The following is an 11,524-nucleotide window of genomic DNA, read 5'->3' on the forward strand; positions in this document are numbered from 1 at the left end:
TGAATGAAGAAGAATACTGCAGCACTTGCCGCGGCACTCTTGCTGCTTGTGCTTGAATCGCCGGCTCAGAACACGGCCTCGACTTTTCCGCCGATTGCCGGCTGGAAGCTGACGGTCGAAGAAACCGTCTACACACCGAATAATCTCTGGGATGTGATCGACGGGGCAGCAGATTTGTTCCTCGAGTACAATTTCGTCGACCTCCGCATCGCCCGCTATCAGCGCTCATCCGACATCGAGATTAAAGTCGAGCTTTACAGGCACAAGACGGCAGTCGATGCTTTCGGAATGTACTCGCAAGAGCGTTATCCCGACTACCATTTCATCAACCTTGGGACGCAAGGATACACAGAGAAAGGTACTCTGAATTTCCTCTGCGGCGAATACTACGCGAAGATCTCGACGGTTCAGTCGGCCCAGGAGGCTCAGGTTGGCTTGATGGCAATTGGGAAAACCTTGGCGCGTGGTCTCAACAGGCCGAGTTCATGGCCTGACCTGCTTGCAGCATTTCCACAGAAGGGCAAACAAGCCAATACCGAACAATTCATATCAAAGAACTTCCTTGGCTATAGCTTCTTCAACAATGTCTACACGGCCAGTTACATCGAAGATGTCCCGTTCAAGGCCTTCATCATCAGGATGGGATCGGCCGAAGAGGCACGCAAGACGGCCGAAACGTATTTCGCGTCCCTGCCGAAAGATGGCGTATCAAAGAGCCAAGGCAGCAGGTATCTTGTTCGCGACCCGCACACCGGACTCATAGAATTTGTCCTCGGTTCAAACTCGATTTACGGTGTCATCGGAGCCGGAGACAAAGGCTCGGATGCGCTCCTCGTTGAAATGGGCAGGGGCCTCGGCGAATTGCATTGAGAATACGCAGGACTAGCCGTTGACAGCAGATTTGGATATACGGGAAGTCGAAATGAATATCGACTTACATCTTGGTCATATTTTCTTGACATCTCGCCCCCTTCGTGGTATATTAAATGCGGGAGTGCCTTCCGTCCGCGAAGATTTTGGAGGGTGTTAGCCCGGATTCAGAGTAGTTTACATACGCCTCTTATTCAGAAAGGCTGAGGGAACAGGCCCGTTGACGCCTTAGCAACCGGTCCCGCTGTAGGGGATGCTGGTGCTTCATCCTGCCCTCTCGAGCAATCGAGTGTGGGAAAGATAAGAGAAGAAGCTTGTTCAGAGCCTCTTCAGGATATCATTTCCCTGAGAGGCTTTTTCGTTTTATGGATGCGCTGACAGTTTCCTCCCACAGCAGACGATTTCGAGGAGATGTAATGAGAGTATTGAAGTTTGGCGGGTCTTCCGTAGCAGATTCGGAGCGAATTAAGGCGGTGATCGACATTGTGATCGGATCCCAGAAGGCTCATGGACAGCTGGCCATCGTCGCATCTGCCCTGCACGGGGTAACAAATCGGCTCATCGAGGCGGGGCAGCGGGCATACCGGGGAGACAAAAGCTACGAAGAGCTGCTCTCGGCCTTGCAAGAACGCCACAGGAGGGTCGTGAATGATCTGCTTGGGACTCAGGCTGACCTTCGTGCCCATCGATTTATCACCCAATCATTTCAGGAATTGTCGGAATTCATCCACGGGATCTGGATCCTTGGTGAAATTACGAATCGGACGCTTGATTTCGTGATGAGCTACGGCGAGCAGCTTTCGTGCGTCATCATAGCAGAGGCTCTCGTGCAACGAGGAGTACCTGCCAACTATGTCGACAGCAGAACGCTGATCCAAACCGACCTGAACTACGGAGCCGCCCAGGTCAACTTCGACCTCACAAACTGGAATCTCCTGAATCATTTCAAGAGCAGAACAGATATTCAGGTCATCACCGGGTTCATAGCCCGCGGCCCCGAAAACGAGACGACAACGCTCGGGCGCGGAGGCTCGGACTATACAGCTTCCATCATCGGGGCGGCGCTGGATGCGGAAGAAATCGAAATCTGGACAGATGTCGACGGAGTATTGACCGCTGACCCGCGGAGAGTTTCTGAAGCGTATTCCCTCGAATCCCTCACGTTTGAGGAAGCGCTTGAGCTCTCTCATTTCGGAGCGAAGGTGATTCATCCGCCGACGATGCTTCCCGCTCTCCACAAGAGGATTCCCATCCGGATCCGTAACTCCTTCAACCCCTCCTTCAAGGGAACTCTGATCTGTGAGCGCCCCTCTGCCGAGACTGAAAGCCCCGTGAAGGGGATCGCCTGCATGGATCGGGTCAGCCTGTTGAAGGTGACAGGTGAGGGCATCATGCGAACAATCGGCATCGCTTCCAGAATCTTCGCAGCTCTCGCAAGGAAAGAGATCGAAGTGACGATGGTGACGCAGTCTTCTTCAGAGCACAGCATTTGCCTCGCTATTACATCCGAGCACATACGAACGGCCAGGGAAGTCGTTGAGCTCGAATTTCGCGTCGAAGTGCACCATGGGCAGATTTCTGCGATCACCGTCGAAAACGATTGCTCCATCATAGCAATCGTCGGAGACCGGGTGCAAAACATCCCCGGCGTCACGGGCAAGATCTTCGATGCGCTCGGCCGCAACGGCATTACGCTGCGCGCGATTGCTCATGGTTCTTCGGATCGAAACCTGACGCTCGTCCTGAAGCAGAGCGATCTTCAAAAAGCGATGAATGCGCTCCACGATCATCTCTTCCTCTCCCGGCAGAAGACCCTGAATCTTTTTCTCCTCGGTCCCGGCCTTGTCGGCAGCGCGTTGCTCGAGCTGCTCAAAGACCAAGAGGACTTTGCCCGCACTTCACTTCGGACACGCTTCCGGCTCGTGGGCATCGCAAACAGCCGGCAGATGCTCTTTAACGAAAACGGAATCGATCTCTGTCACTGGCGCACGCTCCTGTCCTCCAGCGCCCTGGCATCATCCCTCTCCGAGTTCACGGCAAAAGTGCGGACCCTGAACGCTGCCAACTCGATCGTCATCGACTGCACGGGGGGTGAACCAGCCGTCAGGCAGTACCTCGACCTCCTGCAATCCAGCGTCTCCGTGATCACTTCGAGCAAAGTCGCAAACACGCTTTCGAATGAATTCTACCGGCAGCTCCGTTCCACTTCATCGAGGCACGGCGCGGAGTTTCGCTACAGCACAAACGTGGGTGCAGCTTTGCCGATCGTGGAGTCGATCAAGAGCATCATTCAGACCGGCGACTCAATCGAGCGCATCGAGGCGGTTCTCTCGGGGACATTGAGCTACATCTTCAGCTGCCTCAACGCCGGGAGATCGTTCAGCGACGCTGTGCAAGACGCACAGAAGCGGGGCTACACAGAACCCGATCCCAGGACAGATCTCGGAGGCATCGATGTCGCGCGCAAGCTCCTGATCCTCGTCCGGGAATCAGGCTATGCCATGGAAATGGACGACATCACCATGGAGCCATACCTGCCGCAGGAAGTGTTCAACGGAACCGATCTTCCCGCAGCGCTTCGCAAAGCCGATGCCATTCTGGAAAAGCAGAAAGCGGCCGCGCAAAATCTCGGCCGCAAACTGGTGTTTATCGCGCGATTTGAAGGCGGCCGCGCGCGCGTTGGAGTTGAAGAGATCGGTTCAGACCATCCCTTCTATCATCTTTCCGGCAATGACAACATTGTATCTCTGACGACCCGCATTCTCTACCGGCAGCCGCTGGTGGTGCGAGGCGGCGGCGCCGGAGCACAGCTGACGGCATCAGGCCTGTTCAATGATATCGTCCACGTTTCACATTCGATGAACTAGGGAACCCTGAGGAGACTCGATGAGCGTAGTGCTTTCAAACGAACATCGGCATCGCAGCGAACTGGAACAGCGCGGCGTCTTGTGCATTTCCGAACAGGAAGCAAACCGGGCCGACATCCGTCCTCTCCGCGTCGGCATCCTCAATATCATGCCGAAGGGAGAAACATACGAACCCTATCTTCTCTTCCCTCTGAGCCGTACGATCATCCAGATAGAGCCTGTTTGGATCCGTCTCCACTCACACGCATACAAGAGCACTGACATTGATCATCTTGACCAGTACTACGATTATTTCGAAAATGCGATCGCGAAAGCGCCGCTTGACGGCCTTGTCGTGACCGGCGCTCCGGTCGAGGAAATGGAGTATGAGGATGTGAGCTATTGGGATGAGATCACGACCATACTGACGTTCGCGCGTCAGAACATCACCTCCACGTTCGGTATCTGCTGGGGAGGCATGGCCCTGGCCAAGATGGTCGGAATCGAAAAGGAAATGTTCAGGGAAAAGCTCTTCGGGGTGTATGAAACCCGCAACCTCGATCGGTCACATCCCATCACTGGCGAGTTGGATGACATGTTCTGGTGCGTGCAAAGCCGGCACTCGGGTATGTCCGATTCCGTACTTGAACGCGAGCGATCGAAGGGCAGGATCAACCTGCTGGCTCATTCGAACAACGGCGGGTATACGATTTTCGAAAGCTCCGACCGGCGATACCTGATGCACCTGGGACACCCGGAGTATGAAGCACAACGCCTGGTGGAGGAATATCGGAGAGATGCTGCTCTGGGAAGGTCAGATGTACCGCTGCCTGCCAACCTCGACATCAACAACCCGGTCAACAGATGGCGAAGCCATGGGCTGGAATTCTTCGCACAATGGATCCGGTATATCTACGAACCGACGAGCCGGGAGGGCTGAGGTGGTGGATGAAGACCAGTATTCTCTTGTTTCGTTCCGCCCTTTGCGGATGCCTCTTCCCGAGCCGCTGCTAGACCTTCAGATCCGGCACGTCCACCCACTTGCGCTCTGACCAGCTCTTCAGCGCCAGCTCAGCGAGTTGAATTCCTTTCGCCCCTTCAAGAAATGTCCACGGGAATGGCTCGTTGTTCACAACGTGCTTCAGAAACAACTCCCATTGCATCTTGAACGCATTGTCAAACGGCTGCGGAGCTGCCACATCCTTCCAACCGGCGAAGTAATCGACAGGATTTTCTATGTCCGGGTTCCAGACGAATGTCGGAGTCTCGGCGGCACTCATAGCCACGCACTTGTGCAGGCCGGCAACGGCTGATCCGTTTGTCCCATCAACCTGGAGCGTGAGGAGATCATCGCGCCGGACGCGCACGGACCAGGAAGAATTGAAGTTGCAGACAACCCCGTTGGCACAGAGAATCGTGGCATATGCAGAATCGTCTGCCGTGCATCGATACTCCTTACTCTCCTCGTCGAGCCGGGTGTCCATGTGGGTCGCGCCAAGACACGAGATCGAGGAGACGCTTCCGAAAAGATTGTCGATTACATATCTCCAGTGACAGAGCATATCGGTGATGATTCCGCCCCCGTCTTCCTTCCGGTAGTTCCAGGAGGGCCGCTGACAGGGCTGTGACTTACCATCGAACACCCAGTACCCGAATTCCCCCCGCACGGAGAGAATCTTTCCAAAGAAGCCGGTATCGATCAGGTATTTCAGTTTCAGCAATCCTGGCAGCCACAATTTGTCCTGGACGATCCCATTCTTCAAACCGGCCGCCGCTGCCGCTCTCGTAAGCGCCATCGCCTCGTCAAAACTCGATGTAATCGGCTTCTCGCAATAGAGTGATTTCCGTGCTTTGATCGCTTTGCTGACCGCCGCGCTGCGCTGGTTGGTGGTCTGTGCGTCGAAATAAATAGCATTGGAAGAATCGGCGAGGCAGGCATCGAGATCGGTCGAATACCGTTTCAGGCCGTACTTCTCCGCCATCGCTTTAAGTTTCTCTTCGTTTCGTCCAACGAGAATAGGATCAGGCATGATCACATCACCTGACTTTGTCTTCACACCACCTTGATCCCGGATGGCAAGTATGGACCGTACCAGATGCTGGCGGGTACCCATACGACCAGTGACGCCATTCATGATGATGCCGACGGTATGAATCCGTGGATTTTCCATTATCATTAAACTCCAGACAAGTTGTCAGAAACTGCGAACTTTGTTTGTCAAGGTTTGTCCGTGCATTGCGGACACGCCCCCGGAGGGAGCGGCGGCGCCTCGACCCCCGCCTTCGGGAGTGTCCCATCGAGCTCCTGCCTCCAGTGTGCAACATCGCCGGCCGGACCGTAGCAATACATCATGTGGAGGGGCGTGTCTCCCATGTTCGTCAATTGGTGGAATACTCCGCTGGGGATATACACAGCCTGCCCCGCATTCAATATCTGTCGCTCTTCACCGAGGCACATCTCGGCGGTTCCATTTACGATGAAGTAGACTTCTTCCTGTTCCTGGTTATGCCATGGGACCTGTCCCCCTTTCGGTTGCAGCGTCACGTATCCCATGCTGAACATTTTCGCCTGGACCGGCGATGCACCGCCGACCAGATTCTGCGTCCGGCGCCGGGCCGGATAGGTGCGTCCATCAATCTTGTTCAGATCAGCAACGATCATAACGATATCTCCAATTTCACCGTGGAAATCCCAGACGTTATTCAAGGAAAAATGCCTGTGGGGAAGTAACCGAGAGCGATCGGAGCGCTGATTTTGCATGGCTCTGCGGTTGCACTACGAAACTACGGCAGAATGGAGAGAAACGCAATTCTCAGCTCCGCTTTTTCGCGGATATCACGATGAGGCCCGAATAGTCTTTAGAGTCGTCTCCCTTCGAGCTCGACCAGTTTCCTTACCCACACCATCATTTCCAGAAATTGGCCCGGCAGGAGAGACTGAGCGCCATCCGAAAAAGCCTCTTCAGGATTGGGATGGACCTCGACGATGAGCCCGTCTGCGCCGACTGCGACAGCGGCTTTTGCGAGAGGCGTGACCAGACTGCGCACCCCGGTGCCGTGGCTCGGATCGACGATGACCGGCAGGTGGCTCATCTCTTTCAGGGCCGGGACAGCAGAAAGATCGCATGTATTGCGGGTGTAGTCTTCAAAAGTACGAATCCCTCTCTCGCAGAGTATCACCTCGTAATTGCCTTGCGAAAGGATATACTCTGCAGACATGAGGAGTTCCTTCAACGTGCTCGACATGCCGCGTTTGAGCATCACCGGCTTCCTGGCCTTGCCAACTTCTTTGAGGAGAGCGAAATTCTGCATGTTGCGGGCACCGATCTGGAGTATGTCGGCATAGTCAGCGACCAACGATACATCACCAGGCGCGATCACTTCCGTAATCACGTGGAGCCCCTCCTTCTCGCCCGCCTCGGCAAGTAATTTCAATCCTTCCTCCTCGAGACCCTGAAAACTGTACGGAGAAGTCCGCGGCTTGAACGCACCGCCGCGGAGGATTTTTGCTCCGCCGGCTTTGACTTGTTTCGCAGAGAGGAAAATCTGCTCCCGGCTTTCAACGGAGCAGGGCCCGGCCATCACAACAAAGTGGTCGTTTCCGATTACGGTCGGCTCGGTCCCTTGCTTCGGCTTCAATACGACCTGACTCCGGGCTTCTTTCCATTCCCGCCCCGCAAGTTTGAATGGCTTCAGAATCGGGACAACGCTCTCGACCCCGTCCAGCGAATCGAGCGCCTGCAGCCTCGATTTGCCACGCTCATCGCCGACACACGCGATGACAGTGCGCTGCTCGCCGAATATGGGATGAACCTGATAGCCTAGTGCTTTGACCTTTTCGAATACGTGATCGGTTTGCTGCCGGGTCGCGCCGGCCTTCATGACAATAATCATACTCTGTCCATTATCCTCAGTTACTGTTCTTAAATCGAAATTAGTTCAGCACGCCCACAGGACGCTTCATCGCTACAGAAGCACGGGCTTTCGTATTTGGAATTGAATGTCCCTCGAACGAAGCCCGTCTATTTTTTTGCGCTGTTCTCAGGCCTCAACGATCTCACCATCGCCCCGGCCTGCCACATTTCTGAGTTCTTCCACTCGTCGAGTTCTTTCTGCAGTTTGTCGCGATAATCACGTGCGCCGCACGTATCGAGCACTCGCTTGGTTTCCACCCCCTGCTGCACATCCCTGTAGAGCAGTTCGAACAACGGTTTCGTCGCAGCCTCGAAGCGTTTGGACCAATCCAGCGCTCCGCGTTGTGCAGTCGTGCTGCAGGCGCCGAACATCCAATCCATTCCATGATTTCCCACCAGCGGATAAAGACTCTGCGTGGCCTCCTCCACCGTCTCATTGAAAGCTTCGCTGGGCGAATGGCCCATTGCGCGCAGCGTATCGTATTGCGCCTTCATGAGTCCGGCAATCGCTCCCATCAGGACACCCCGTTCGCCCGTGAGATCGCTGTAGACCTCCCGCTCGAATGTCGTCGGGAACAAATATCCGGAACCAATCGCGATTCCGAGGGCGAGGACTCGTTCCTTCGCCCGTCCTGTTGCGTCCTGAAAAACGGCAAAGCTCGCGTTGATGCCGCTCCCTGCGAGGAAGTTCGTCCGGACGGTGCGCCCTGATCCTTTTGGAGCGACAAGAATGACATCGACATCAGGCGGTGGGATTACTCCGGTCTGGTCCTTGAACACAATCGAAAACCCGTGCGAGAAGAACAACGCTTGTCCAGGCTTGAGATGCTTCTTGACGAGAGGCCATTGTTCCTTTTGCCCGGCATCGGAAAGGAGGTACTGAACCACCGTGGCCTTGTCGATGACGTCTTCGATATTCGAGAAGAGATCCTTTCCTTCAACCCAGCCATCCCGCACAGCCTCGTCCCATCCCTTGCCTCCTTTTCGCTGTCCGACGATGACAGGGATACCGTTGTCGCGCATGTTCAGCGATTGACCATGACCCTGCGGGCCATAGCCAATGATGGCGACAACTTCGTTTTTCAACTTCTCCTGAGCAAGTGAGAGGGGGAATTCCTCGCGTGTCACAACTTCCTCGACGACTCCGCCAAAATTCATTCGTGCCATTGGTATAGGTTCTCCTGATTGGAAATGGATGTTTTCACATGGTTCCTGCATGCGGCGCTTCTGGCCGCTGATTCCTTTTTCTACGTGAGGCGATCTATCACAGCCTGAGCCATCTCGCCAGTTGAGAGTCTTCCACCCAGGTCCGTCGTCCTCAAACCATCCGAGATTGCTTTGTCCACCGCCGTTTCAACTGCTGAGGCTTCCTGTTCGAGGTGCAACCCGTACCTGAGCAGCATGGCTACGCTGAGAATGCTTCCCAGCGGATTCGCGATTCCCTTACCGGCTATGTCCGGCGCGGAACCATGAATGGGCTCGAAGAGCCCGGGGCCATCTTCACCGAGTGATGCTGACGGGAGAAGCCCCATCGAACCGGCAAGCACTGATGCCTCATCGGTGAGTATATCACCAAATGTGTTTTCCGTTACAAGGACGTCAAATGTCGCCGGCGAAGTGATCAATCGCATCGAGGCGGTATCCACGAGCATGTGCTCGAGCGTGACCTCAGGGTTCTTTTTTCCAAGTTCCGTGGCTATCTGGCGCCACAGTCTTGAGGTCTCCAGGACATTCGCTTTGTCCACCGAAGTTACTTTCTTTTTGCGGTATGCTGCAAGACGGAAAGCAAGCTTAAGAATCCGGTCGATCTCGTAGTCGTGATACTCCATCGTATCAACAGCGCGGACACGCCCTTGTTCCTCGTAACGTCCTTTTGGTTCGCCGAAATAGAGTCCGCCTGTAAGCTCCCGCACCACCAGGAGATCAACCCCATTGAGCCTGTCGGCCTTCACGGGTGAAGAATCCAGGAGTGCCGGATGCGATCGGACGGGACGGAGATTTGCGAACAAACCCAATCCTTTGCGGATCGCAAGCAGTCCCTGCTCAGGGCGCACCGGTGCAGTCGGATCGTCCCATTGAGGACCGCCCACGGCACCGAGCAGCACTGCATCGGAGGATTTGCACGCTTGCAGTGTTGCGTCAGTCAATGCAGTGCCATGTTTCTCGATCGAGCACCCTCCGAGCAAGTGCTCCTCGAACGAAAACACATGTCCGTTCAGCGATGCGACTTTTTCCAGCACGCGCACGCCCGCAGATGTCACTTCCGGGCCGATGCCGTCTCCTGGCAGTGTAACAATATGTGCTTTCACGGAAACTCCCTGATTACGATATGGATCACTGCGCCATCGACAGACCGTACTCCACGCTGTCTGCCAAAGCGCGCCAGCTCGCCTCAATGATATTTGCGCTGGCCCCGACTGTACTCCACCGAACCGTGCCATTCTGAGTGTCGATGAGAACTCGCGTTATAGCAGCGGTGCCCAGACCACCGTCGAGGATCCGGACTTTGTAGTCAGCCAACTGAAAACCATTTATCGATGCGTAGATCGGAGAAAGAGCTTTTCGCAACGCGGCGTCAAGCGCGTTCACCGGGCCATTACCTTCCGCAACCGTATGTACCACTTCGCCTTGCACTTTCACTTTCACAGAAGCTTCGGCGAACAATCCCCGCCCCTTCCGATGCTCAACGTTCACAGCAAAATCGATCAATTCGAAGGGAGGAGTATAACCCGGCTGCTGACGCTTCATCATGAGAGCGACCGAGGCCTCTGCTGCTTCGAAAGAAAATCCCCTCGATTCGAGCACCTTTATTTCGTTCAACACTTCCGCCACCCCGGGCCCCGCATTGATGTCAAGCCCAAACTCCTTGGCTTTGCTCAAGAGATTCCCTCGTCCCGAAAGCTCGGAGACGACAACCCGCAACTGGTTCCCAACCAGGGAAGGATCGATATGCTGATACGATTGTTCGTTTCTTCTGATCGCAGCGACGTGGATGCCCCCTTTGTGGGCGAATGCTGACTTGCCGACGTAGGCAAGATGCTCATCCGGCGCAAGGTTGGTCACCTCTGCAACGAAGTGAGACAACTCGGTAAGTTTCCTGAGATGATCGGCCGGAAGACACCGGGTTGCGGACTTCAATTCGAGATTCGCGATCACCGAAACGAGATTTGCGTTGCCACACCGTTCGCCGTAGCCGTTGATCGTCCCCTGAACGTGGACGCATCCCTCCCTGATCGCTGCAAGCGAATTCGCGACCGCACATTCGCCGTCGTTGTGTGTGTGGATGCCAAGCGGCCCGAGACTCTGCTCATTCACGGTACGGACAATCGAGGCAATTTCCCAAGGCATGGTTCCGCCATTTGTATCGCACAGGACCACCATCTCGGCGCCCCCTTCCACGGCAGCTCGAATCGTCGCAATGGAATATGCGCCATCGAGCTTGTACCCATCGAAGAAGTGCTCGGCATCATAGATCACACGCCGGTCCTTTGACCGGAGATACCTGATACTCTCTCTGATGATTCTCAGATTTTCGTCCGGAGTCGTTTGGAGCACATCTGAAACGTGCAGCAAAGAGGTCTTGCCCACGACAGTGCAGACCGCAGTTTGGGCGTCGAGCAGTGCGAGAATATTTGCGTCCGTAGACGGCTCGCCGCCGACGCGACACGTCGAGCCAAAAGCGGCGACGACGGCGTGTTTCAGCGACAACTGTTGTACGCGCCGGAAGAAATCGACATCCTTTGGATTCGACCCCGGCCACCCCCCCTCGATATAATCGACGCCAAAATCGTCCAGCCTTTGGGCGATCTTGAGTTTGTCATCGCACGACAGGGAGATTCCTTCGCGCTGTGTTCCGTCTCTCAGAGTCGTATCGTAAATTTGCACTTTCACGGT

General features: G+C 55.1%; 9 protein-coding genes and 1 riboswitch. Of the genes, 3 read left to right on the top strand and 6 right to left on the bottom strand.

Annotation, left to right across the window (positions count from 1 at the left end):
- Window positions 1-3 precede the first annotated feature (3 nt).
- The 3 genes from NTU47_17375 to NTU47_17385 all read left to right on the top strand — a co-directional run bounded on the left by NTU47_17375 (window position 4) and on the right by NTU47_17385 (window position 4,656).
- Window positions 4-870, top strand: coding sequence for a hypothetical protein (locus NTU47_17375; protein MCX6135581.1), 867 nt, complete (start codon window positions 4-6; stop codon window positions 868-870).
- Between the two features lie 187 nt (window positions 871-1,057).
- Window positions 1,058-1,177: riboswitch (SAM riboswitch) on the top strand.
- 109 nt (window positions 1,178-1,286) lie between these two features.
- Window positions 1,287-3,737, top strand: a complete 2,451-nt coding sequence (gene thrA / locus NTU47_17380) for a bifunctional aspartate kinase/homoserine dehydrogenase I (protein MCX6135582.1) — start codon at window positions 1,287-1,289, stop codon at window positions 3,735-3,737.
- A 19-nt stretch (window positions 3,738-3,756) separates the two neighbouring features.
- Window positions 3,757-4,656, top strand: a complete 900-nt coding sequence (locus NTU47_17385) for a homoserine O-succinyltransferase (protein MCX6135583.1) — start codon at window positions 3,757-3,759, stop codon at window positions 4,654-4,656.
- A 70-nt stretch (window positions 4,657-4,726) separates the two neighbouring features.
- Here the strand turns inward: NTU47_17385 and NTU47_17390 are convergent, their stop codons facing one another.
- The 6 genes from NTU47_17390 to cimA form a co-directional block, all read right to left on the bottom strand.
- A complete protein-coding gene (locus NTU47_17390; GenBank protein ID MCX6135584.1) occupies window positions 4,727-5,887 on the bottom strand; it encodes a Gfo/Idh/MocA family oxidoreductase in 1,161 nt (386 codons plus the stop codon).
- A 47-nt stretch (window positions 5,888-5,934) separates the two neighbouring features.
- Window positions 5,935-6,477, bottom strand: coding sequence for a cupin domain-containing protein (locus tag NTU47_17395; protein MCX6135585.1), 543 nt, complete (start codon window positions 6,475-6,477; stop codon window positions 5,935-5,937).
- Window positions 6,478-6,575: 98 nt separating this feature from the next.
- Window positions 6,576-7,610, bottom strand: coding sequence for a 3-deoxy-7-phosphoheptulonate synthase (gene aroF, locus NTU47_17400; protein ID MCX6135586.1), 1,035 nt, complete (start codon window positions 7,608-7,610; stop codon window positions 6,576-6,578).
- A gap of 128 nt (window positions 7,611-7,738) precedes the next feature.
- Entirely contained in the window at window positions 7,739-8,797 is a 1,059-nt protein-coding gene (ilvC, locus tag NTU47_17405) for a ketol-acid reductoisomerase (protein ID MCX6135587.1), read from the bottom strand.
- A gap of 80 nt (window positions 8,798-8,877) precedes the next feature.
- On the bottom strand, window positions 8,878-9,939 hold the full coding sequence (gene leuB / locus NTU47_17410) for a 3-isopropylmalate dehydrogenase (protein MCX6135588.1): 1,062 nt from the start codon (window positions 9,937-9,939) through the stop codon (window positions 8,878-8,880).
- Between the two features lie 25 nt (window positions 9,940-9,964).
- Complete coding sequence (gene cimA, locus NTU47_17415; protein MCX6135589.1) at window positions 9,965-11,521, bottom strand: citramalate synthase; 1,557 nt, start codon at window positions 11,519-11,521, stop codon at window positions 9,965-9,967.
- Window positions 11,522-11,524 lie beyond the last annotated feature (3 nt).

The sequence above is a fragment of the Ignavibacteriales bacterium genome (genome assembly GCA_026390595.1).
In the GTDB taxonomy this organism is placed as follows: Bacteria; Bacteroidota; Ignavibacteria; order UBA10030; family UBA10030; genus UBA9647.

Bases quoted from the DNA above. Each gene is read 5' to 3' on its own strand.
- NTU47_17395 (MCX6135585.1), bottom strand. From the start codon at position 6,477: ATGCAAAATCAGCGCTCCGATCGCTCTCGGTTACTTCCCCACAGGCAT.
- aroF (MCX6135586.1), bottom strand. From the start codon at position 7,610: ATGATTATTGTCATGAAGGCCGGCGCGACCCGGCAGCAAACCGATCAC.
- ilvC (MCX6135587.1), bottom strand. From the start codon at position 8,797: ATGGCACGAATGAATTTTGGCGGAGTCGTCGAGGAAGTTGTGACACGC.
- thrA (MCX6135582.1), top strand. From the start codon at position 1,287: ATGAGAGTATTGAAGTTTGGCGGGTCTTCCGTAGCAGATTCGGAGCGA.
- NTU47_17390 (MCX6135584.1), bottom strand. From the start codon at position 5,887: ATGGAAAATCCACGGATTCATACCGTCGGCATCATCATGAATGGCGTC.
- NTU47_17385 (MCX6135583.1), top strand. From the start codon at position 3,757: ATGAGCGTAGTGCTTTCAAACGAACATCGGCATCGCAGCGAACTGGAA.
- NTU47_17375 (MCX6135581.1), top strand. From the start codon at position 4: ATGAAGAAGAATACTGCAGCACTTGCCGCGGCACTCTTGCTGCTTGTG.